General features: G+C 31.7%; 22 protein-coding genes. 2 read left to right on the top strand and 20 right to left on the bottom strand.

Annotation, left to right across the window (positions count from 1 at the left end):
• Positions 1–6: 6 nt before the first annotated feature.
• From tssD (FLACHUCJ7_RS19660) to FLACHUCJ7_RS19570, 19 genes are all read right to left on the bottom strand, one after another.
• Complete coding sequence (tssD, locus tag FLACHUCJ7_RS19660; RefSeq protein ID WP_031457448.1) at positions 7–402, bottom strand: type VI secretion system tube protein TssD; 396 nt, start codon at positions 400–402, stop codon at positions 7–9.
• A 130-nt stretch (positions 403–532) separates the two neighbouring features.
• Entirely contained in the window at positions 533–919 is a 387-nt protein-coding gene (gene tssD, locus FLACHUCJ7_RS19655) for a type VI secretion system tube protein TssD (protein WP_031457447.1), read from the bottom strand.
• 102 nt (positions 920–1,021) lie between these two features.
• Positions 1,022–1,453 (bottom strand): GPW/gp25 family protein, encoded by a 432-nt coding sequence (locus tag FLACHUCJ7_RS19650; protein ID WP_031457446.1) that lies wholly within the window; start codon positions 1,451–1,453, stop codon positions 1,022–1,024.
• A 12-nt stretch (positions 1,454–1,465) separates the two neighbouring features.
• On the bottom strand, positions 1,466–2,179 hold the full coding sequence (locus tag FLACHUCJ7_RS19645) for a hypothetical protein (RefSeq protein WP_180910141.1): 714 nt from the start codon (positions 2,177–2,179) through the stop codon (positions 1,466–1,468).
• Between the two features lie 82 nt (positions 2,180–2,261).
• Positions 2,262–2,789, bottom strand: a complete 528-nt coding sequence (locus FLACHUCJ7_RS19640) for a hypothetical protein (protein ID WP_031457444.1) — start codon at positions 2,787–2,789, stop codon at positions 2,262–2,264.
• A gap of 95 nt (positions 2,790–2,884) precedes the next feature.
• Positions 2,885–4,261 carry a DUF5458 family protein gene (locus FLACHUCJ7_RS19635; protein ID WP_031457443.1) on the bottom strand — a complete coding sequence of 459 codons (1,377 nt, stop codon included), beginning with the start codon at positions 4,259–4,261 and terminating at the stop codon, positions 2,885–2,887.
• Positions 4,262–4,281: 20 nt separating this feature from the next.
• Complete coding sequence (locus tag FLACHUCJ7_RS19630; protein WP_031457442.1) at positions 4,282–4,731, bottom strand: hypothetical protein; 450 nt, start codon at positions 4,729–4,731, stop codon at positions 4,282–4,284.
• Positions 4,732–4,783: 52 nt separating this feature from the next.
• Positions 4,784–5,296, bottom strand: a complete 513-nt coding sequence (gene tssO / locus FLACHUCJ7_RS19625; RefSeq protein WP_031457441.1) for a type VI secretion system TssO — start codon at positions 5,294–5,296, stop codon at positions 4,784–4,786.
• Positions 5,297–5,318: 22 nt separating this feature from the next.
• Entirely contained in the window at positions 5,319–6,488 is a 1,170-nt protein-coding gene (locus FLACHUCJ7_RS19620; RefSeq protein WP_031457440.1) for a hypothetical protein, read from the bottom strand.
• 30 nt (positions 6,489–6,518) lie between these two features.
• Complete coding sequence (locus FLACHUCJ7_RS19615; RefSeq protein WP_180910140.1) at positions 6,519–7,682, bottom strand: tetratricopeptide repeat protein; 1,164 nt, start codon at positions 7,680–7,682, stop codon at positions 6,519–6,521.
• A gap of 266 nt (positions 7,683–7,948) precedes the next feature.
• Complete coding sequence (locus tag FLACHUCJ7_RS19610; protein ID WP_180910139.1) at positions 7,949–9,229, bottom strand: SH3 domain-containing protein; 1,281 nt, start codon at positions 9,227–9,229, stop codon at positions 7,949–7,951.
• Between the two features lie 343 nt (positions 9,230–9,572).
• On the bottom strand, positions 9,573–10,760 hold the full coding sequence (locus FLACHUCJ7_RS19605) for a tetratricopeptide repeat protein (RefSeq protein WP_180910138.1): 1,188 nt from the start codon (positions 10,758–10,760) through the stop codon (positions 9,573–9,575).
• A gap of 272 nt (positions 10,761–11,032) precedes the next feature.
• Complete coding sequence (locus FLACHUCJ7_RS19600; protein WP_180910137.1) at positions 11,033–12,028, bottom strand: hypothetical protein; 996 nt, start codon at positions 12,026–12,028, stop codon at positions 11,033–11,035.
• Between the two features lie 96 nt (positions 12,029–12,124).
• Positions 12,125–15,244, bottom strand: a complete 3,120-nt coding sequence (locus FLACHUCJ7_RS19595; protein ID WP_180910136.1) for a M23 family metallopeptidase — start codon at positions 15,242–15,244, stop codon at positions 12,125–12,127.
• Between the two features lie 33 nt (positions 15,245–15,277).
• Positions 15,278–15,775: a DUF4280 domain-containing protein gene (locus FLACHUCJ7_RS19590; protein ID WP_180910135.1), complete on the bottom strand. Its 498-nt coding sequence runs from the start codon at positions 15,773–15,775 to the stop codon at positions 15,278–15,280.
• 48 nt (positions 15,776–15,823) lie between these two features.
• Entirely contained in the window at positions 15,824–16,900 is a 1,077-nt protein-coding gene (locus tag FLACHUCJ7_RS19585; protein WP_180910134.1) for a LysM peptidoglycan-binding domain-containing protein, read from the bottom strand.
• Positions 16,901–16,924: 24 nt separating this feature from the next.
• A complete protein-coding gene (locus FLACHUCJ7_RS19580; RefSeq protein WP_078226507.1) occupies positions 16,925–17,875 on the bottom strand; it encodes a TssN family type VI secretion system protein in 951 nt (316 codons plus the stop codon).
• 2 nt (positions 17,876–17,877) lie between these two features.
• On the bottom strand, positions 17,878–18,804 hold the full coding sequence (locus FLACHUCJ7_RS19575; RefSeq protein ID WP_230408880.1) for a type VI secretion system baseplate subunit TssG: 927 nt from the start codon (positions 18,802–18,804) through the stop codon (positions 17,878–17,880).
• Between the two features lies 1 nt (position 18,805).
• The gene (locus FLACHUCJ7_RS19570) at positions 18,806–19,447 is read right to left on the bottom strand and encodes a C40 family peptidase (RefSeq protein ID WP_031457429.1); all 642 of its coding nucleotides are present in this window, start codon (positions 19,445–19,447) and stop codon (positions 18,806–18,808) included.
• A gap of 298 nt (positions 19,448–19,745) precedes the next feature.
• Between FLACHUCJ7_RS19570 and FLACHUCJ7_RS19565 the strand changes: the two genes are divergently transcribed.
• Positions 19,746–20,798 (top strand): PKD domain-containing protein, encoded by a 1,053-nt coding sequence (locus FLACHUCJ7_RS19565; protein WP_031457428.1) that lies wholly within the window; start codon positions 19,746–19,748, stop codon positions 20,796–20,798.
• 6 nt (positions 20,799–20,804) lie between these two features.
• On the top strand, positions 20,805–23,258 hold the full coding sequence (locus tag FLACHUCJ7_RS19560) for an AAA family ATPase (RefSeq protein WP_180910132.1): 2,454 nt from the start codon (positions 20,805–20,807) through the stop codon (positions 23,256–23,258).
• Positions 23,259–23,488: 230 nt separating this feature from the next.
• Here the strand turns inward: FLACHUCJ7_RS19560 and FLACHUCJ7_RS19555 are convergent, their stop codons facing one another.
• Positions 23,489–25,090, bottom strand: coding sequence for a Na+/H+ antiporter (locus FLACHUCJ7_RS19555; RefSeq protein ID WP_180910131.1), 1,602 nt, complete (start codon positions 25,088–25,090; stop codon positions 23,489–23,491).
• Positions 25,091–25,212: the final 122 nt, after the last annotated feature.

Here is a 25,212-nt window from a genome sequence, read left to right as displayed (position 1 = left end):
TTACAATTAGCTTAAGGCAATCCAGTTGTTAGAAAATTTAGCATCGCCAAAAGTCAATTCTTTAGCCACTAATTCTATAGTAATTTTCATAGGTACTTCGGTAGTACTCGTAAATTGTTCGTCATAACCAATACAAAATGCTTTAGTAAACGTAAGCTCTTTCATTTTACTCATAGCATCTCTTCTGTAAAAAATGATTTTACCATCTTTTGTTAAATCTCCGTTTAACATCCAGGATAGAAAATTGCTGTTTTGAGTAGCTTCAATAATCATTTTTATAATTCCGCCTTTGGCATTTCCGGTAGGTTTGCTCGTATTGTCAATTTCCTGTTTGAAGCTTACATTGAATTCAAGTACATTATATTCTTCTCCGTCTATATTTAATTTAGATAAAAAACTCATGTTTAGATTTTGTTAGGTTATTAAAAGATATGAAAATAGATTTAGTGCTTATTAAACAAAAAAGGAAGTCCCATAGCAGGACTTCCTTTAATAGTTTCAAGCTTAAAAAAGTTTGATAAAGTCCAAAGGATTAAACCCATGCATTATCAAATTCTCCTCCGCCCATCGAAATTTTGCGTGCTGAGATCATAAAAGTCTCCGTTAAAGGAGTGGCACTGTTATGATCAAAGTTTTCTTTGTACTTAACCATGTAAGCCTCTGTAAACTTTAGCTCTTTTAAAGTAGCATTAGAATCACGCTTGATGAATTTTACAGAACCATCTTTTCTTTCGAAATTATTGGTCATCCACTCAAACAATTCAGTACTTCCTGTAGATTCTACTTCAAGCATAATTCTTCCTCCACGTGTTACCGTAGATGGACGCCCTGAAGCATCTGTTTCCTGAGCTAAATCATAACTCACATTTAATACTTTGTAATCCTTTCCGGCTACTGACAACGATGTTAAAAACGACATAATAAAATTTTTTAATTATTAATTTATTTATTCATGTAGCAAATATAAAAATAATTCTTACAATTAAAAATATTTTAATACAATTTTATTTACTTTGTATTTTTATTTATAAGATAAGGGTCCAACAAAGAAATATCCTCTAAAATCAAAATTTCTGTTGGTACTTTTAATTGTTGCATCGATGATGATATCGACCCGTTTTTTGGCTCTGCTCATATCATCTACATAAAAAGTTTCTTCTGACAATTCTACCCTGAGATCATTAAGTTTTATTCTGACTTCGTGAAACAGCAGGGATTGTTTCATGGTCTTGGAGATTATTTCTTTCAATGTATTTTCATTCATCAGCAAATCAAAATCGATTTCCCATATTTTAGATCCAAAAGTTTCATCAAATTTACATTCTCCAAATGTCGTCGTGGCCAGCAAAATTATTTGTTGGGCAATAGAATGTTCAATAGATGTTTTTTCTAATTCTTTTTTCTGAATGATAGCATTAAAATCTATCGGCAGTTTATAAAAAGCTCCTTTCATATTCTTCTCAATTTAAATATAAATTACCCTGTCCGTTTTTCCGTTATATCCTGTTTCTATAGCTTTAGAAACTTTTTTCCTCTTAATAATACTGAGTGCTACTTTTGGAGTAAGTTTCAGAAATTTCTCACGATACAAAATATCACCAATAAAACGTTTGCCTTTATTTTCGTCAACAATAATAAAATAGCTTGTTCCTTTTTCAATTTTCAGTGTATTGATATCGCCGGCAAAAAGCTGAATGTTTTGATTTTCTTTTTGAAAAGTATAACAGAGTTCTTCGTCATTTAATTTTCTGTATTTTGAAATATCAAACACTTCTATTTCTTCTTTTAAAGGTTCAAAAGGGATATTTTCAAAAAGAAAATTCTTTGGAGCTAAAAATTTCAGTCCAAAAAAACTCCAAATTCCTTTTTTTGTGGTTTTCTCTTTATAGAAAAATGTATCACGTGTAACTTTATATATTTCTTTTTCATTGGTTTTATCATCAGTTACAATCATTTGATACGTTGGAACTTCAATTTCTACAGGAATTTCAGAGCTTTCAAAAAATGTTTTGAGATTTACTGTTCCCACTTCCTGCTCTGAAATTATGATACTTATCGTATGCTTCTTTAAAGCCGAATCTGTTCTGACAACTACATCGCCTTCTCCGCTGCCTGCATAAAAAACAGAACCTTTGTTATCTGTAAGTCCTAATGAAAGATTTAATTCTGGAAATGGCATATTTTAGCTATTTATGTGATGAATTTAAATTTTATTTGAAAAAAGAGTTTGTCCATAAACTATTTGAAATTTTAAACTAACGCTACTTTTTTCTAATCTTATACACTTTCAAACAATTGAGATAGTGTTTGAAATTCTGATTATCGGCAGCACTAGGACTAAACTCATAATCTCTTTTAAGAGTGTAAAATTTTATCGAATTAATCGTATTAGCATTAAGCTTTTTTATATCTGCACCTGTGAGTTCCATAACAGCTGTACCGTCACAGTTTACTGCAAACGAATTCTTTAAAACATACATGTCTCCATTTTTGAAATAAAGTTCTAATGGCTGTTCCTGCTTTACACAAACATTATCTGTGAATATTTTGAAGTATAGATACAATCTACTTTTTCTTTTCCCAAGCTGCAATACTGCGTATTCAGAATCTTCATTAAAAACTCTTAACAAAATTGGAGGTGCACTTGCAAAAAGTTTCCCCGAAAGCAATAAGTCATTTTGCGAAACAGGGCAGTTTATTTCACTTAATACAGGCATTTTTTGAGCTTTAACCGAATTTGAAGCTGTTAACAATACAATGATTGCAAGGAAAATTTTAAGTAGGTTCATAAATTTGAATTATTTGGTTTGACCATTCAAAAGATCAATGTTTTGTTTAAAAAGGAAACATAAAAATATGTTTCCTTTTTATAGAGCTATTACTATTATTTTTGTTCGTAATCTGTATCCCATTCAGTTCCGTCATCTCCTTTGTGTCCATCCATTTTGATAAGGAAGTTTTTTGCAGGGAAATAAGGTTTCATATGGATATCCATATAAATTCTGTCTTTTTGAATTGGATCCTGCTCGAATCTGCGGATTTCAAAATTTTCAATCAATTTGTCAGGACCTGTGATTCCGTCAAGGAAAGCCACAATCTGATTCATGATTTCTTTACGCGTTTTTGCTGTAAAGTTTTCGAAAGCACGACGATTAAGGAAATCCATTAATACTTTGGTAACGTAATCAAAAACACGAACAACTGAGTAGGTCTGCAATCCTAAATTATCACCGCTGAATAATGTTTTGGCAGAGAAAGCCATTACTTTTCCGTACTCGTTTACCATAGGAACCAATCCTAAGTTTTCAAGGTTTGCGATTTCACTTTTCTTAAGGTCAAATTTTACTCCGTCAACTTCGTTGATTCCACCGAATTTTTTACCGGCTGTAACCTGAGACATCAACGTTTTATAAATTTTTCCTGCAAGTGCTGCAGAAGGTGCTATGTGTAAATCTTCATTTTCTCCAATCTGGTCAAATCTGCCACGTCCTACTAACCAGTTACAAGTCATAATTACGTTAGAACGGTACACATCTCCACCTGTTAAAGAAGCTGCATCAAACATTTCCATTACATCATCCGGTTCATCAAGGTGCTCGAAATCTGTAACCAGCATTACTTTATTTTCATGTGCAATTTTTGCCCATTTTTCGATTACTTTGTTTGAACCTAAATAACCAGGAATTACCAAAATACCGTAGTTGTTTTTAAGGTCTAAACGATCGTAATTATCTACGAGTTCAGAGTGAATTGCATCGATAAAACGTGTATTGTCAAGATCTTTTAATTGCTCTAAATCAGCATTTACAATCGTTACATTTTTTACTTTATCAGTTTCTGTGTTTTTGAAGAACAATGCAACTGTTCTGTAAGCTGCCTCGATTTCTCTTGTATCCTCAACTGCTTTCGCCAGGTTCTTTTTCAACAATGCTTCAGACTCTTTGCTTTTGTCTTCACTTTGTGCCACCATATCAGTCAAAGCATCGTTGCTGCTTAAAACTGAAGACCATAATTCTAAAGTCTTTAAAAGTGTTTCTCTTTCTTTTGCTTTATTTACTTCTCCAAGGAAAATTTTTCTTCTTGCTTTTCTCTCCGGATTAAGATTCTGAATTCCTTCAATTGACATTTCCAATAAATCAAAACCACCGTATTTAGCCAGTTTTTCAACATTTTTTTCAATTGAACCTGCTCCGGCAATTACTCTAGGCTCTAATACTGCGGTATCGCTGTCGTTATTTTTATATGCTTCTTTATTTGACATCTCTTCGTATTTTTAAAATTTTATTTATTTTGTTTTAGTTCATTGATAAGTGTTCCAAGACTTTCTAATAAAGCTTTTTTTGCTTCTCCGTCTTCTAAAGCCGCTTTCAGGATTTTGTTTGATTTTAACTGACGGATGATTTTTTGATACTGATCTTTTTCTGTTTCCAGTTCAGACAGGAAATTGCTTTGTGATGTAATTCCTTTTATTCCAAAATCTCCCAGGTTTTTAAAATTTAAAGCTTCTACTTTTGTTGCACCTTCAGCAGTTTCAAAGTTTACTTTTACTTCTGGCTTAAAGTGTTCAAATGCTTTTTCGATACTTGTAATTCCTTCAACCAATTCTGGTTTAATAGGCGCATCAACTGTTAATTTCTGCGCAACAAGTGTTCTGTTTTGAGGGATAGCAATGATTGCTTCATCAGCATCTAATTTTACTTCATTACCTCCAATTCCATAATTTGATAACATAATTTTTAATTTTAGTGATTATTCTATTAATTCTTTTTACTCTAAATTCTAATTATTGATTTTGATAAATCTGACGGCAGACGTCCAAATCCCTGCTTACTTTTTCCAACTCTTCTTTATACGTTTTTGCCGATTGGTTCAAACTGTCTATAAGGTGTGAGTTGTGTGTAAGGCTTCTAATCTGTTTTTTATAGTCGATAATATTCTTGTATGCGAGAATAATATTGTTATACAGCTTTTTATTGTCTGTAGTGTCTTTTGGAATTTTCTGATACATATTGGCAATCATAACATTCGCCAGACGCTGCTGAAAATCATTATCTACTTTTGGTGAATTGATCGAATCAATAGTCATTCTGATACTGTCAATTTTTACCGAAAAATTGGTTTGATAATCGTATTCCCTTTTCATCATTTCGTTTTCTGCCTTAAGCAATTTATTTTCTGCTTTTGGCATATAAAAATTAAATGATACTGCAATTAACATCACTGAAAAAGTGAGGATAAAGGCTATTAAAAAAGCTATAAATGCTTTTTGACGTTCTTGTTTATTTAATACTTCCATATTTATTATTCGTAATTATTTTTTAATCTTTAATGAAGAAACTGTGTCGTTTAGAAGTATGAACAATATCTTTCTGATCTGTTTCAGCAACAAATAATTCGATATTTTCTTTCTTCTTACCTATGTAATCCAGTTTATTCAAGGTTTCGTACAACTTCTCAATTTTAATCAGGAAGTTCATGACCAGCGTTGTCGTTTTATCAATATGTACATGATCGTATCCGGAGTTAATAAGGGATGTAAAAAGCATTTCTAACTCTCCTTGCGACATATCGCACCATTCGGCAAAATAATTTAGCAGTTCCTCTTTACCCGCTCCCGATTTTGAATCAATAAAATTTTTGATGACTCTTGCAAATGATACAACGGTAGTCAGCATTGCAGCAGGATGCTGATGCAGCGAGAACCAACGAAACTGCGTAAGACAACTTCCTAAATAATAACTGGTTGTATCTGTTAACTGAATTACAGTCTGAGGCAAAATTCCAGATTGCTGAATACGGTTAATTTTTTGAGAAATCTGAACCGAGTAAATTTCTATCTGTCCAAACATACGTGCAATCTGCGCATGCATATCAACCAGTTTTGGATGGCAGGCAACAGTTACTGATGGCGGAATATAATTTTCGTCAAGGATTGTCGTATCGCCTATTAAAACTTTACCTATAGCCAGATAAAAACCTCCGTAACCTATTCCGGAACGAAACTCCTCTGCTTTAATCAGGTGAAGTTTATATTCGGGTTGCGTGTATGGATATCTTGGCGGAACTTCCTCAGGATCGGGCTCTCCAAACGGAATTCTTTTTTTAGAATTAACCGAGATACAAGCCAGCAATACCAATTGTTCTCCTTCTTTGATTTCATAAGTATCCTCCGGATATGGAACCTGAAGATCTAATGTGTCTGTACTGCTCCTGCTGATTTCAATTCTTGAACCGTTTGGAGTAATGGCATGACATTCTTCTACACGAACACGTAGTAATTTGTGATTGTCAATTCCGAGTGTGATTTTTGTAGCCTCCTTATTTTGATTTCCGGAATCGAGTAACCCATAACTCATAGGTGTGGTATGAATTCCTATTGCATCATTTACCAATTCAGAAACATTGTCCTGCATGGATAAGAAATGGCTTTTGTTTATTTTCATCCCGTCAATCCAGTTTACGGGAAAATGATTTAATTTTTCTATCATATCTTTTATGTGTTTTTTTTAAACAAAGCTTTATTGTGCTATTTTATTTTTAACTCTGATAATCGCATTATCATAAACTGTATTTTCTTTTAATTCTTTGGCGAGTTTGTAGTAGTTTAAGGCTTCTTCAAAATCATTTGCGTTTTCAAAAATTTTAGCAATATTGTAATAAGCACTGGCTTTTGTAGTGTTTATTGAATTGCCCGATGCATACGTTATTGCTTTTCTGTTTGCGTAAATCGCTTCTGCCTTATACCCTTTTTTGATATACATAAGACCTAAATTTCCGTATGCCTGACCAAATGTTGGATAGTATTCTATCGCTTGCTTATAAAATTCCAAAGCTGCATCAACATCTTTATTTTGATAGGCCTGATCCCCTTTTCTGTTTAACTGCAATGCTCTTTTCTTATCTTCATTTGAAACGTATACTTCTTCCTCTCTGTCATTATCAGCGTAATTGATTCCTATATCCTGGGTAGTTTTAGAAATAACATTGTTGATATCGACAATTTCTCCATTTTCATTTATTTTGAATAAATTCCAAACATTCCCTGTCTTATTTTTAGGAATGTAATAGGTCTTTACTAACGACTGTCCTACATATACAAAGACTTTTGCACCACTGGCTGACAATTTATTTGAGCTGAGATTATCCTTATTGCTGAAATCGTGAACAAAATAATGATAGGTCTCTCCAAACCTTTTGTTTTCAATTGTTATCGTTTCCGGACCGTAACTATCTGTATCGTCTACATCCAGATTTGAGGAAGATCCCTTTTGATGCTGAAAATAGATGTGATTCCCCGGAAAAGTTAAATGCGAATCTAAATCGTACGGATTTTTACCCCAGTTCAACACTATTCTCATTCCGTCTAAGTTTTTCATGTACGGACTCAGCGCATACGTCATATCATTGCAAGGGCATTTTACCACCAAACTCGAATAGTTGTCTTTTTTGATAATTAACAATGTGTTTGAATCATCCGGAAATCCACTATTAATTGTGGTTCTGCCCTGATTGTTTGTCAAACTCTTTGTTGATGATTCACCATTTCTCTGAATCATTACTTCTGCATTACTAATCACTTTATCTTTTTCGACTGCTGACAATACTTGTACAGATATATCTTGTGCGCCTACATTATTACTAAAAGCCAGAGCTAAAAAAGGGATTACTAATTTAAATTTCATTTATACTTTTTTATTAAAATTACTTATGTTATTATATATGTTAATCGTATCATTTAAAGATTTTTTGGGTTAATTATTTTAATTAAACAAGTTTAACCTTAAAAAAAATAATTTATTCGCAAATTATCCTAATCATATTCAAAAAGCCTTATTCTTTTTTTTATTTGATATCTTCTAAATTTGAAGAGATGTTTTTCCTTTCTTCCATTAATTACAATGGATCTGTAACTCGTGAGAACGGATTGCAAATCCATGCTATTCGGGGTTTATTCCGACACTGTTTTTGTTTTAAAAATATATCCTTCTTTACCCGATTTTGTTTTTACTAAATACCAGTCTCCTGATTGTTTAACAACTTCAACAAATTCACCTGTTTTTACTTTTTCCAAAATAAAAGAAGTTGAATTCTTTTCTTTTCTTAAATTAGTATATCCGTCGGGATCAGCGATTTTTAACCTAATTGTAAAATTATTTTTAAAATCATTATAATTAAAATCACTAATATTTACCTTTAAATTATTGATTGTTTTCCTTTCTTTTGGAACTTTATCATTGTATAGACCCGATTTACTTATGATAACATTATCAAGTATAACTTCTCCTTCAATAATTTGAAAAGTATATTTATTTTCAATTAATTCGGAATCATTTATTCTTAACTGAGTAAAAGAAAATAAATTTTTATTGAATAATAAATCATTATAAGAGTCTTCTCCTCCAGTCCTCCCACTACATCTTAAACATGGTATAACATTTTGATTTTTGATTTTTAAAACATATCCTCCGATACCGTCATTTATCAGAATAATTAGTGTTCTTGGGCTGTTGTTCTTGTATTCTTTTTCGCTTGCTAATATTATTATTTTATCCTGGAAATTGTCTTTATTTATATATCCAGACAAGCTGTCTAAAACAAAATAATCTTTTGGTATAAAGTCTGTTATTTTTTTTAACTTGTTAGTTTGACTAATACTGGTAACTTCTGAAATAACATTTTCATTTTGAATTAGTTTGATTTGTTTATCTATAGATTTATATATTGAACTACATTCATTAGTTAAATTGCTAAAATATTTTGGAATAACTTTAGTTGGTTGAGGGGAGTCGAAATAATAATGCCAAAAACTATCCACTTCTTGAATGTTCCTGTTTTTAAGCAAGTTGCATGCTAAATTAGGAGTTTGGATAAATAGCTCTTCCGTTTTTCTTCTAAAATAACTAACCGCATCGGCTTGATAGTTCCCATTTATCCCAATATCAACAATAAGTTTTAGTGATTCTTTGTTTTCTTTCTTTGTAACTATTAAAAAGAATAAATTAATATATTTTTCACTTTCATTATACAATGGATTAGGTTTACCCAGGCTTTCATTCCAACCAAAATAACTAACAAATTGTTTATAATTTTTAGGGAACTTTTTAATAAATAAAAGATCATCCTTTTTTAAATAAGCAGTTTTTAATTCAGTAATTGAAACAAGACTTTCTTGAGATTCTAATTTACATGAAGTCAGGATTAAAAATAAAAATATCAAATATTTATACATCGTTTTAAGTTATTATAATTTTTGCTCCGTCACTAAAGCTTAACCTTTATAATTTTTCCATTCCTCCTTGGAATATTAAATTTTCATTTTATAAAATTCCCTCAGCTAACAAAAAGCATAACACCTATGTTAGCTAAGGCTTTTTTCAATATTTCAAGGAACTTTATATTTAGTTCTTATCTAACCTGATATCGCAGATTTTAAATCCGTGCCTATTCCAAATTATATAGGTCACTCTGTTTTTTATCGTTGCTTTCATTTTCACTTTTTCTTTATCAATTTACTTTGCGGTAACTGATTTAAAATCAGTGATATCAAGTAAAGCTAACATATATGATTGTATCTATTTAATTCTTTCATAAGCTCTTTGAGGTATTTTTTTTATGTCCTTATTTAGGATTTCCATTAAATGAATATATCTCTGATAGGATAATTTAGCATCCTTTTTTTTATTATTTCCCCATTGAGCATCTGCTAAATTTAACCATGCTACAACCCTTTGAGGATTATCATTTATAATTTTATTTAAAAAAAATATAAATTCTTTATAAGCTCCTGATTGCTCTAAGTAATAAGCAACATCATTTAATTTATCTGTATCAATTATTTTAATGTTTTTTATATATTTCTCCTCATTGATTGGAGCCTTTATAAATTTATCATCATGTGTTATTGTAAAATCTACAGCACCAATTTTTTCATAAGTATTGTTATATAAATTTGTAAAAGCAGAGGATTTATTTTTTAAAAATGAGTCATTTAAAGAACTTCCTATATCTTCCAAATCACTATATAATTGATTAGTTAGTTTATAGTTTTTTAAATATACTTTATTAGAAAAAGAACCTTCTTTACTATATTTTAGAATTTCTTTAGATATCAAATAAATAGTATTGTTCTTACATACAAAACTATAAATTTGTTTCATTTTTGTAGAAGATGCATTATACTCATATGTTAAAAAAAAACTTACATCATTTACTATTTCTAAACTTGTAGTCAATGACATTTCATTTATTATTAAATCTTTAAACTCTTTTTGATTTACAAATAATGAAGTATTTTCAATTCGTATTAAATTATTATTTTCCTGTGTATTACTATCTGAATTTTTATCATTTAAAAGTAAATTATAGTCTACAAAAGAAAATATTACTGGCTTATTTCCTTTGATGTACTTTACAATTCCCCAATTATTTTTTAAAGCGTCTATACTTAGATTAAAATTTTCATTTTCAAAATAAATATTTCTCGATTTTAATTTTATAAGATTGTTATCTAATTTTTGGGATATTTCTGAAAAGTAGGCATTGTTATCGTCTGCTGTAATATAAAAATTCTTTTCTCCCATAGCTTTTTTAAGAGAATCTATTGCTTTAAGATTAGGTGTATAATAATACACTCCGCTTTTCGTTACTGTAGTTTGGGCTTGATTATTTGTAATTATATTGACTTGTTCTTTCTCTTGTCCTTTACAGGAATTAAAAAATATGATAGTAACAATCGAAATAATATTTATAACTTTCTTCATAATTTATATTTATAAATCCCTCAGCTAACAAAAAGCATAACACCTAATGTTAGCTAAGGCTTTTTTTCAATATTTCAAGGAACTTTATATTTAGTTCTTATCTAACCTGATATCGCAGATTTTCAATCCGTGCCTATTCCAATTATCTAGGTCAATCTGTTTTTTATCATTCCTTTCATTTTCACTTTTTCTTTGTCAATTTACTTTGTGGGCACGGATTACAAATCCGCGCTATCTGGTTTTATTTTATCTCAACGATTGTATGGTAATGTTTAATCGCATTTTTCTAATAATACTGGATTTTTACCTCCACTCTCTCTTATTAATGAAAAATCTTTCCCGACAAATTCCAGTTTTTTCTTTTTCTTATTATATAAGCCAATCCAATTTAACAATGCTTTACCATCTTTTTGTATAACCATACTCCCAATGATTTTATCTTCTGAAATTTCTCCTTCTTTAATTTTTAGCTCATCTTCATAGTAATTTTGTTGTGAACCAATTCCTGCATATTTTAAAATATATTCCTTTTCTTTACTTGATTTCTCTACTTTAAGATTAATGTAAATGGCATTAACACTATTTAGAGATAAATACCCATCACTATTATCAACACTTAACTCTGTAAATTTATTTCCGCAACCTGTCTGCCAATAGCCTTTTAACTCAGAAGTGTAGGTTTTTTCAATTAAATTATCATCTAATTTTTTCTTAAACGCCAAATTAAATTTTAAGGTATTTGATTTATTAGTAGTTGTATTAGGAAATTTTACATTAATTATATTATCTTTTTTTTCAAAATTAATATAATGAATTCTATCTTCATTACCATATGTTTTTTCTCCTATAAAATAAATTTCATTATTTGTAATATAAAAAAAACGATGTAAATCTACTTCCTCATAAAATTCTTCTATAACAATAATATTTTCGTCAGCATTATTAAATAAATAAACTTGATGCCCAAACTCAGATAATAAACCTTCTAATGAATAAAAATACTTTCTATTATTTATACCAAATAAAAATGAATCGTTATTAAATAAAATGGAAATATCTTCTTCAATATTAGAACACGAAGTACATGAGTTTTTTTCTCCTAAACAGGTTATTTTTTTTTGTTTAAATATTTTTTCTTTTTCACTATTTTTTGGTGAATTATCCGAGACTTTCTTTAAACTCTCCTTTTCATTTTTTGTTTCTATTTTTTGACATGATACTAAACTAGTATTAAGCATCAATAAAACTATACATAATAGATTTTTCATATGTAAGAAATTTATTTATAACATTTATGTTTTGCTTTCTTTTTTATTTATGGGTGATTGGTTACGCAAATTTGTTGTTAATAACAATCGTAATAATTAATTATTTGCTGTTTGATCTTGTTTGTCCTTTTCAGTATTTGTTAATTGCTCTTCATTTTTATAATTTACATAAAATGCAGGATTATAACGTTCTGGATATCCTGAAGGGTTTAATTTACTCCTAATTTCAAAATGTAAATGAGGTCCTTTTGTTCCTGATGCTCCAGTATCACCAGTTTTTCCCAAAATTTTTGTTTTATAGTTATCAATTGTTATCTCTTCATTTAATGCAGCAATAACCTCACTTAGGTGGGCATACATAAAATACACCTCTTCGCTATCGGTAATACCAACATATTCTGTGAAATCACCATAGCCGGCTATACTATATTCATTTGAATTATAACTCCTTTGAGATTTAATATAGTAAGGATCATAATCTCTCCTTTGAGTTTTAAATGATTCTAAATAAGCTGAGTCAACTTTAAGCACAAATCCTCTGCCATAGCCAGTTCCTGGTGTTAAGCTAACTACTTTTCCAGGTAAACAAGCATAAACAGAAGTCCCTATTTCAGCGAATAAATCCAAGCCATGGTGAGGTCTTGGACTAACTCCATCTCTTGCTCTCAAATCAGTTCTAACATTACCAAAAGCAGATCTCCAAGGTCGTTTTAGCCCGCCTTGAGTATAAATTGTAATCTGAGGATTATCAACTGGATTACGCCATTCCCCAGATGAACTTTTAACAGGACTACAATTATTTACTTTGAATACTTGTATTCCTTTTTCATAGAAGCTTTTAGCTTTTGGCCAACCCGCTAAGCCTCCGTTTACCATTCTTCTAATTTTCTTAATATTGGCATCAGTAGATTCTTTTAGGTTGTCTACTGTTTTCCAAATCTCATGTTTTTCCCAATAAGCTATAGCCGATAAAACAGCATATTTTGCCTCTTTTACTTTATCAGGATTTATTTCTAAATCAACATATTCATCTGGAAATATATCCTTAAATGTTGTTGATGCGGTAATATAATTGTCCTTACCTGTTAATTGTTTTAATCCTCGCCCTCGATACTTATAACCATCACCACTGGCTTCATTTCCATTTCCATTTCCATTTCCATTTTCACTAGCATATAAAAAGTTTAATAACTTCTTTTGGGGTCTTTCATCACAAAAAGTTTCAATTTGACGACGTCTTTCTAAGATACCAGTTCTATCTCCAAATATGGATGTATCTCGAATATTTGTTGGTGTATAGGGTATAACATCGGATTCAATAATCCAATCTGTATTGATTCCTGATGTTTCTGCCCCCACTTGCGCAAAGAAATGTGCTTTACGTAAACACGTATTTAGATGTATTGGTTTATCTGTATTTTTACGTTGTTTGATAAATTGGTTTAAATACTTCACAACGTCTTCCCTGAATGCTTTAGAACGAGAATGGACACCAAAAAGATCCTCAATTTGTTTTAAAGTAATTTCCTCTTCACATCTAGGGCATTTCCCATTCCCAATCACAAAATACTCCCCATCTCTCTTCAAAAATTCTCCTTCATGTTTTACAGTCTCACCCTGGCATTCTACTTTTAACCAAAGGCTTTCTGCTTGTGTTTTGTAGGTATCAAAACTAATTGTGGCACCTCTGCCGTAAGTTCCATTTTGTAATGCTTTTTCTATATCGTCGACAAAAGCTGTTTTTCCGGCTGCTATCTTGGTATTGCCTTGTTTTCCTTCTTTTGCATTTTTTAGTATTATTGCTGCAAATTGCTTTTTGTTGTCATCAGTAATAGTTGTTTCTTCACTTTTAAATGTATAGGTATAAGCTTCTTCTTTTTTTCCTTTAAGCAGTTTTTCTTTCCATACTTTTAAATCTTCATCGGCTTTTGGGCGTAATTTTACTTTTACCTTTGCTATGCCGTTTTCAACAGTTGCTTTTAGTATTGTAAGTTCTTCTCCATTTTCTTTGGCTTCTAAGACAGTCAAATCTGCATCGGTTTCACCTAAAACAGCATCTTTTTCTTTTATTTGAATCGATACTTCTTTTCCATCTAATAAAAATGTTTTTGCAACAACATATACTTCCTCTTCTAGTGGGGCATTATTTATTTTTATATAGTTTGCTCCTAACTTGCACAAATTAAAAGAAACAGGATCCCCAATTGCATAAGGACCGGTTGTAAGTGCATTTTTAATATCATCAAGTTTGGCATATTTTTTATCTGCTTTTACTTCTGCATCTACTCTTTTTTTGATGATTGGAGCAATTACATCTTTGTTAATGCTAGAATATGGATTTTTAAATATGTATGTATGCTGACCTGCAGTCTCTGCAGTTTCCAACGAAAATTCTTCTTTAGCAAAATAAGCAGCAAAAATACCTTCTGTTCTCACTACTTCCACTGCAGGGATTTCAGCCACGGTCAAAGGAGCTGTATTAGTTGGTGCTTCAAATACGGGTATTGTAATTATACTGTTCCTTTTTATTATTTTAAACGAAAGTATTTTGTCACTTCCACTTGCATTTTTAATATACTCATTTTCAATATTAATTACTTTTACATAAAAATTTTCTACAACTCCAGGCAACCCTGGAAATTTCCTATAAGATATAGTTTTGAACTTACCTTTGAAAATCCCATCAGTGCAATTTCCTTTTATAGTATCTATAAGTTTAGACTCTTTTTGACTATACAATTCTAATTTTAATGTGTCACCATTTAAACCCTCTGTTTCTAATGTAATAAATAAGTCCTGTCCATAATTTATTTCACTATGATCTGCTGTATTTTGTTTTTTACTCCAAGAGGCAGAAGTTATTTTTTTTTCGCATTTACCAAATACATATACCCCAGTGTTTCTTGGATCATGCTCACCAGATAAACTGGTTTCTAAGTAGTAGGCATACTTCCCACATAGTTTTTTAGGAAAGGTAAGGCCATAAGGTTCTCCTGCTGGTTTTCTTGTTTCTTTAAAACTTTTTATCTTATTATGATCCATCCACAGCCAGTTGATATTTCTTCTTTCTTCCTCAGTAGTTTCATTATACCATTCGCCAACGACAAAAGAAGCCTCTTGATTTGGATTTACACAAATTACATCACCACTTTTATAATAATCACCAGATATAGAGCTGTTTGATAACTTCTTTATTTTTTTTACCCCTTTTGCCATTTCTATGTTTTTAGAAAATAATGAAATTACTTTTTAACTATATATTATTCCTTCGTCTGTATGCTCCCTTGCAAATAGATTTTCTATATCTACCATCGGATTTATTTGCTTTTGGACTTCGGGTTTGGCATTCTTTACATTCTGTTTACCCACTTCTGCTTTTTGTCCGTGTTTGTCAACCGTGATACAATCAGCACCTCCAATAGGACAGGTGGCTTTGCTGTCTTCCAGTAATATTTTTCCTTTATTAGACAAGGTAACTTTTTCATAAAAACCACTCCATTTTGTAATTACTGCCTGACATGGCAGATAATCGCCACTTCCGTTGGGCTGCATTTTACATTTACCAAAAGTATTTTTCTCTAATGTCTGCCCAATTTCTTTATCGGTTGCTATGAGTTTATTTGCTGCATCTTTGTCATTCGCATAATGTTTACTATGTGTTTTTACCTTAAGTTTATCTAACTTAGGTTCTACACTAAACTTACATTTTACGGTCGCTCCCTGTACCACTACATGTTTTACACTCATAACCTTACCTTATTTAGATTTCAAAAAATTACTCAACTTAATTTTCAATTACTTTGTTCCTTTTTTCATTTTCAAAAGGTCAATTTCAATCGTTGTTCTTACAGGTTCAACTTTATCAATATTGAATTCCAGATTCATTTTTTCTATAGTATAAGTATCCGAATTTAGAAAGTAAACGGCATTATAATTCACTTTTAAATGAGCATTCCCATATAAAAAACCAAACCCCGAATCTGTATAATTTCCTTTTTGCTCTATTCTAATATAACCGGTATCATCCAAATTAGGAGATATTTTATGTTGTACTCTAAATACAGATTCTGTTTCTTTTTGTAACGGAAATGACAAATCTTTCTCAAATTCATAATCAGCTGTATACCCTACATGAATACCATTAAAAAAAGCCCTCAAAAAATAATCAGAACGAAGTGAACTTAATAATCTCTCTGAACTCTCAAGCGTACGTTCTACATGCTCTATATACTTTTCAACAACTTCACCTTCATAATAATCTAAAATTTCACTTTTAATTTTTCTCCAACGGTTTTCTATTTCAGCATGGTTATAAATATCAATCCATTTACCAAATTCATCCACAACAATTTTTAACGGATATAAAACTTCTGCGGTTTTAGCTGCCAATCCGTCCATCATGGTGTCCGGAATTTTACCGTTTATATAAATATCAGATGCTCTGTTAATTTCAAACAGATGATACTTATTTTTATCAGCAGCAATCCATTTTACATTGATCTGCATTTCTGTAACATCAATCTCAGCTTCACCTTCATAAGTATATTTTACTTTGTAACTTTGGTCGACTTGTTCCGGTGTAAAGGGTAATCTGTAATTTTTACCTAAAGTGACTTCCTTGGGTTTTTCATCAATTATATCATTTTTAGAAGCTTCACTTTTTTCCGGAGCCAAAATCAAAAACTCTAAATGTCTTTTAAAATCTGCTTCGATTAGATCTGGAATCTCACAATATATATTATGATAGCGTCTGAGTTCACTGGCAGGAACACCAAGTTCAAGGGAAACACTCTGTAGCGTATCTCCTTTTTTAACTTTATAAGTACGGTGGCTACCGTGAAATGAAACTTCTGCCTCTTCTATATAATACATTTGTTCAGATACATCTAAATTTTATCAATTCATTCCTGCATTTGCACCATATACAAATTCCGGATCTTCTGTTTTATCTTTTTTGCTTATTTCAACCTTTTTTTCTTTTTGCCTTTTACAGATTATAACCGAGTTCTCTGTAATACCATTCATTCCTAATGTATATTTTGCATCTACATATCTGGCTGCCTGATACCATTTTGGCTGAAGGAAAAATACCCAGTTGCAATTTTCTCCTTTATATTTTAATTGTATCTTACTCTCGGCATTGTGTTTATTGTAACCCGTAACGGTATGGTAAAACAAAGCACCAAAATCAATTCTTACCGGTCCTTTTGATCTAAGGGAAGTGTAAGTTTCACTATCAGCATCTTTTTGAATCAATAAAGTAATCAGTAAAAGGTCTTTCATTTCTACATTCTCTATAACCGGAAAAGGGTCTTCTCTTTCCGGAATTTTCCATGTAACGTATTCTTTTGGAGGTATCTGCAGCATATAATTGAACACTGCATAAACTCCGGTAGGGACTATAAAAACCAAAAAGTGTGAGCACATTAAAAAAGTAAGTCCAATACCACTTAATGCTGTATAAATAATGATGAACAATACACTTGAATAAAGCATTATCAAACATGCAAACAGCAATTCATTAGCAACCAGCTTTTGATTGAATTCATTAAAATAAATGCGGTACAGGTAAACATGCAGCGTTCCGAATAGTAAGGAAGCGATCTGGTAGAAAAGAAACTCATCAGATATTTCAGTAAATAATTTGTTGTAGCCTAAAAACCCAACCAGCGCATAAATAAGTACAGCTGAGAAAATATAGATATAAAATTTCTTTTTATATTTTACTGCAAATTCTTTTACTTTATCACTAAAAACCATTGTAAGTAAAACACTTACGGCTATAATTACAACCAAAAATACAATGAGCCTAACGTCAATAAGTGCTCCTAAATGCTTTTTTACCATTTCTAAAGTCGTGTTGTATAGCCCAACACAGGCTCATTATTAAAATTAAACTTTTCTATTTCGTTATTTATCAATAAAATTATTTTTACCTCTACTTCCATCGGAAAAAAATGTTCGCAAAAACAATCTATAAACTTTTTTATATCTCCTTCGTTAATATAATTATGAAAAGGCTGATTAACTATTGGCCCTATTTCTATGGTTACATTCATAGAATAATCCGTATAATTTTTTCCGCTGATAAAATCGACTCCTAATCTGTTTTCGCCTAATACAATCTGCTCTTTTTCTTCACTAAGTTCTTTTGATGTTGTCGTTTCAAAACTTACTTTTTCATCTATAATAGTTGATAAACACTTACATGCCAAATCAATATTTCCAACAATTTTGTATGCATAAGGCAAAAGCCGAATGAATTTTGAGACTAACACTGCCGGATAAATATGAGGCAGACCCCAAAAATCATAGAAAAACTCTAACGACTTACCTGAATTGAGTTTGTATAAAAAATCTCTTTCAACACCTTCTATTTTAGTTTTGTAATGAAAAATTTCATTCTCAAAAGGGCTAAAAAAATTACGCGCTTCTGCTTCCTGTTTTTTCTGGTGTTTATGCTCTCTGATCATCTGCTGAACAGATTTATCAGCATTGTTCTCTTTTAAACTGTGCATATATCCTTCAGGCAGGGTATCATAAATACTGTCTCTCGACAAGAGTATATTAAGATATTCACGTTTATCGTAATTATCATCCTTAATACCTGCTCCTAAAATATCACTTCTGAAAGCCCGTGAAAACTGCCCCTGATTAGAAATCATAATTTCATCCTGAGCAACAGAGGTATTCTCCAGAAGCTCATTAGCAATTACCTCGGCTCTTATGTCGTCTGAAATATTCGCTATTTCCTGAACAAGATCTTCAAGACTCATATTATTTTTTCTTTGTGTCCTCATTGATTCTTCCTGCTCCTATGTAGCGTAACTGAAAATATTCGTCATTAAAATTATAAATGGCCAATCCTTTGTTGGTACAGGCCAGAATTCTGTCGTTATGCAGGTATATCCCAACATCAGAAATAGGATGATCCTTATCGTATCTGAAAAAAATCAGATCTCCTTCTGCCAAAAAATTTCTTCCCGTAAAAATCTGTATCGATTTTGATTTCCACATTCCGGCAGGATCCTTAGGTAGTGTAACTTTATAAACTTCACTATACAATGACTGAACAAAATAAGAGCAGTCAATCCCTTTATCCGAAAAGCTTTTTTCTTTATAAGGCGTATTGACCCAGGGATCCAGGTATGAATATAATTTGTAATTTGTAATCTTGTTTGGTACTACTCCCAGCACTATCGAATATTTTTCTTTTAAAGCCAAAACAGCATCGCTCAAATTTTCTGAATTATCATTTACAACTGTTTTATTGCTCAAACCTGATTCTTCCATTTTAGCCTGCTTTTTCAATGCTTCCAAAGAATAATCATATTTAAAAGGAACCTGAGAAATATATTTCTTACTACCACAGCCTATGCCTAACAGCATTATGAGTACTAATACAATTGTTTTATTCATAAAAAAATACTTATTGTTTTGCCATTTTTATTTATGGCAATGATGAAATCATCTTAAACCTATTAATCTTTTGGATTAAAAACTGACTGTAGTGGTATTATCAGTTATTATGTTTTTTATTCATGAAATTATACTTCACAAACATTGAGGTCGCAAACGTAAGAAATTATTCTGTAAGAATTGTTATGAAATTTATAAAAATTATACTAATTATTTTTACAATTATAAAATAATAAAAACTATTTTTGCCAGCGTGTTTATAGAAAATATCTTACTTAATATTAGCCTTTAGAAAAACATGAATAAAAAAAATATCGATATCAGGGTTATATTTTTCTTTGTAATCCTACTATTAATTGGAATTATTGCTTTTTTAATTCAACTTTTTAATCATGTTGATTGCGAAGATGTACGATTTTATGTTTTAACAGAAAACTCAAGAACCGAAGAATCTATAGAGTTTTTTGATAAGACGCCAAATGCAAAATCATGGAAATGGGATTTTGGAGACGGTTCAGAACCGGATTTAAGAAAACATACCTTTCACGTTTATAAAAATCCCGGAAAATATTTAATAACCCTGACGATAAACGGAGAATGCATCCATAACAAAGAGATCGTACTTACAGACAAATATCAAATTGATAAAATAGGAACTCCTAAAATAATTACCTCAAAAATAATTACAGTTGGTCAGCCTACTTATTTTAATTCTGTTTCTGAAGATGCTAAAACCTGGGAATGGGCTTTTGGAGAGAACAAAGGGATTGATGACACATCTGCTAATCCGGTTTATACATTTTCAACACCCGGTGAAAAAACAGTTACACTTGTCGTAAACGGAAACTTTGGCTTAGTAGCTAAGAAAATTATTTATGTACATCCCAAAGTAATAAAAAAAACAAATCCTCTTGATATAACTTCTTATGAGTACGAAAAGAAAGCAGAAGCCTTTTCACTGCCAAGAGGCGCCGCAAAAAAAGATCCTCTTGAAGATATGTTACAATATGTTCCTGTAGCTCCTAAAACTAAAACACAAAAAGACAGCATTATACCAATAAAAAAAGCACCCAAAATTTCTGAAGACCAATTTGAAATTTTGCTTAACAAAGTAGCTGAAGGAAGCAAGGTAAAAGATGATTTTTCTGAGTATTTATGTGATGATTTAGATATCCCAATTGTAAAAAATGACAGTGATTTATTGACTTTCTCTCAACTATGCGCTGCCATTAAAGGAAAGAAAATAAGGATCGAATCAATCCGTCTTAACAAAGACAAACAAAACAATTGTATTAAGGGATTAAACATTAGTTATAAAGTAAAAAAATACCTGATCTGGTCTAAAGATTAAATAAGGATGGAAGAAAAAAATATTTTCAGTACAGAATTACTCAGTGCACTTGAAATTGCTAAAAAAATTGCCAAAAACAATTCCAATAAGTTTTACTCTGCATCACATTTGCTAAAAGCCATCCTTAACAGGGATTTATCTCTATTAAAACGTCTTGAGGCTATGGGCAAGGATGTTTACTATCTTGATGAATGGTCGGAAGTCCGCATGGAGGATGAGCCAAAAACTACAAATATTTCAGATGCGGAGCCAGGTGATCTGATTGATGAAATTATAAAAGAAGCAGAATCGGTTCGTATAATTTTAAATGAAGACGAAATTAGTCTTTATGCCATATTAGTCGCTTTGAGCTCTCCAGGAGTAGGTTTTAACTTCGACCAAATGAAGACGTATCCTATTTCACGAAACGAATTATTAGAAAATCTTGCAATCGCTGAGCCTAACGTTAACATTCCTCATCAAGAAGTAAAAAAAGGTTTTTTAAGTAAATATTGCATCCATAAAAATTCTGAAAAAAAGAAAAAAAGAATTCTGGCGATTGGCCGCGAAACAGAGTTAAATACGATGAAGGAAATTCTTTGCCGATTTTCTAAACCCAATGTATTATTAATTGGCGACAGAGGAATCGGTAAATCAATATTGATCGATACGCTTGTTCAAAATGTAATTGCGAATCAGGTTCCTGAGGGTTTAAATAAAGTACAGCTTTTTGAACTGGATTTATCTACTCTTATAGCCGGTGCATCCTACAAAGGCGAAATCGAAGACCGCTTAAAAAATTGTATTCAGGAATTAAAACAATTTCCTAAAGCAATATTAATTATCGAAGAAATTCATACACTATTAGATAAAAACGGAGGAGATTCAGGTGTATCCAACGTATTGAAAGGGGAATTAGCAAAAGGATTAAACATCATTGCTACTTCTACAATCGACGAATATTCCAAAAGAATCGAAAAAGAACAGGGACTTTCCGGAATGTTTGAAATTGTAAAATTAGAAGAGTCGAATGATGAAACGTTGTTCCGAATGATTCGGGAATCGATAAAACCGTATCAGGAGCATCATAAAATACAAATTGATAATGAAACCATTACAGAATCAATACGATTATCAAGAAGGTATTTAAAAGAGAAAAGCCTACCGGAATCTGCTATTAATCTTATTGATCATACCATGTCAGTTTTAAAGACATCGGGAGAAACTTATTTAAAGGAAAAGCAGTCTCTTTTGGATAAATTATCGATTTTAAAACAAAATGATAATGATTTGCCTGAAGATCAATTATTAAAAGAATGCCATTGGTTCCTTTCTGATTTAATCAGTAAAACGACATTTTTAATGATTGCAGCTGATGAAAATGAGCCACAAATTTTTGAAACTTCTGAAGCTATCATTAAACATATTGAAAACCTTATCCATACTCTTGAAGAAAGAGCACTGGACAAACGTATTCATATTGAGGCTTTTGATTTATCTCTTATAATTGCTCAAAAAACAGGTATTCCTGCAGGGAAATTAAATGAAGAAGAAAAACAAAAACTAAATAATATTGAAGATGTTTTAAACCGCAGAGTAATTGGGCAGGATCATTGTATTGCAACAGTAGCAGGATCAATTTTAGAATCAAGATCCGGATTAAGCAAAGCGGGACAACCTATTGCATCCTTCTTTTTTTTAGGACCAACAGGAACAGGAAAAACAGAGTTAGCCAAAAGTCTGGCGGAGTTTCTTTTTCAGGATGAAAATGCCATTATTCGTTTTGATATGTCTGAATTTAAAGAAGAACATTCGGCAGCATTGCTTTACGGAGCTCCTCCGGGATATGTAGGCTATGAAGAAGGCGGATTGCTGGTGAATAAAATAAGACAAAAACCGTATTCTATTGTATTATTTGATGAAATTGAAAAAGCACATGCCTCTGTTTATGATGTATTCCTTCAAATTATGGACGAAGGAAAATTACATGACCGACTTGGAAAAGAAGGTGATTTCTCTAATGCTATTATTCTTTTTACCTCAAATATTGGGTCAGATCATATTGTAGAAACGTTCAATAATGGTCAAATTCCGGGTTCATCTTCACTAATGGAAATCATGGCTAATTATTTCAGACCTGAATTTTTAGGCCGATTGACAGAAATTGTACCTTTTGCACCTATCAGCAAAGAAAATGCTTTAAAAATATTTGAAATCCATCTTAAAAAAGAGTTTTCAGATTTACTCAAAAATATGAAAATCGAAGTTGAAATCCCGATGGAAACTAAACTTTATCTTGCCGAAAACGGATATAATGCAAAATATGGTGCAAGACCCATAAAAAGCATCATCAGAAGTCATTTACGAAGACCACTGGCCAAGAAAATAATTTCCGGAGAAGTGAAAGATGGCGATAAAATGATTGTTGTTTTAGAAAATGATGAAGTTAAATGGATTAAGGAATATGCTGTAACATTATAATAACCCAAAGCATGATTTATAAAAAGTCATGCTTTTTCTTTTTTTTATTGATTCCATGTTTAATCTATCTATTGTATTATTTAGGCAGTCCATATTTTAATCTATTATAACAGAACGAAACCATGAGTAGTAACTAAAATGAAAAGATTTTAAAGGCAAAGAGCTTCGGCTCCTCACAATCATACCAGCTTTTTAATTATTTCAAAGAATTAAATTATAATAGCCAGTAACTACTCCTCATACATTTCCATCCACAACCTGGTTTCTTCCAGATCCAGTTCTTTTTCCATCTTACGGAAAATTTCCTCGTTTACAGAACCTGCTTTATGCATCAACTCCAATTTGTTACGCTCTACATTTAACAGATCGATTTGAAGTTTGGTAAAATCATTGAAGATCTCTCCTCCTATCAGATTTCCTTTTCCAAAGAAGTTGGCCGGAAGTTCGGTTTTCTGAAGGCGATTGAATTTTACTTCATATTTACTTTTAATATTGTGCAGCAAGTCATCGTTGAGTAACGAGAAATTATCTTCGATGTGGGTAATAGTCTGGGAAACGATACTATTTCGAACCTCATATTCTTCTGCAATTATGGAATAACGTTCAATTTTTAATTTCTTAATCAGCCAGGGTAAACTAAATCCCTGAATAACCAAGGTCGAAAGTATCACACAAAATACCAGATAAATAATAAGGTTTCGCAAAGGGAATTCCTCTGTTTCGTTCATCATTAGCGGAAGCGCCAGTGCAGCTGCCATGGATACTACACCTCGCATTCCGGACCAGCCAAAAATAATCATGTTTCGGTAATCGAATTCTTCTCTCAGACGAATCTTTTTACTGATGAGTCTTGGAAGTAAGGTGGCAGGAATTACCCATAAAAAACGAACCAAAATCACGGCAACACTTACTGAAGTTCCCCAAATAAACAAAGACCAGCCAGAATAGTCGCCAATACCCGAAATAATTTGCCGTAACTGTAATCCTATTAAGATAAAGATTAATCCGTTTAGAATGTTGGTTAAAACACTCCAGATTGTTCCTGTCATGATTCGGCTTTCGTGTGTAAAAATCGTTCCTGATCTTGCCGACAGAAAAAGTCCTGTTGCTACTACGGCCAAAACTCCGGAAGCCTCAAAATGTTCTGCAATTAGATAAGAAGCAAAAGGCGTCAATAAAGTTAAAGTTGCTTCGATAACCTCATCACAGACAAACCTTTTATGAATAAAACTCATTATATAACCAACAGCTAATCCAATCGCGATTCCTAAAACCGACATTACAACAAAATTTAATCCCGCCTCCCAAAGCACAAAATTTCCGGCTGTAATTGCTGTCAGAGCATATTTGTACGCTACCAGACCACTGGCATCATTTACCAGACTCTCTCCTTCGAGAATTGCAATCAATCTGGGGTGCAACCCCAAGCCTTTTGTTATTGAAGTTGCTGATACAGCATCCGGAGGTGAAACAATCGCTCCTAAAAGAAAAGCCAGGGGCCAGGAGATGTCATCGATTAACATATGTGCGACAACTGCAACTGCAACAGTCGTAAAAAAGACTAACCCTACGGCAGCCAAAGTTATAGGCCGAATGGTTTGTTTAAAATCAGACCAACTGGTATACCATGCGGCATGATATAAAAGTGGCGGAAGAAAAATAATAAAAACGATTTCGGGACTTAGGGCAATTACAGGAAGACCCGGGATAATACTGATAATAACTCCGCATAGCACAAGTATTACCGGAACAGGAAAATTATATCTTTTGCTTATTAGACTCAGGAATGCAACGCCAAATAATAACATGATAATTACGGTAATATTTTCCATTTATAACTGTTTTTGTGATACTATTCAAGAGTGCGAATATAATGTTTTAACCATTAGAATTTAGTCCTAAAGGTTCATTAAACAGATCAGAGATATTAGAGCGTATATGTCCCCAATCTTCC

The organism is Flavobacterium salmonis, assembly GCF_903819435.1.
GTDB lineage: Bacteria > Bacteroidota > Bacteroidia > Flavobacteriales > Flavobacteriaceae > Flavobacterium > Flavobacterium chungangense.
This window is presented reverse-complemented; position numbering and strand designations above follow the sequence as displayed.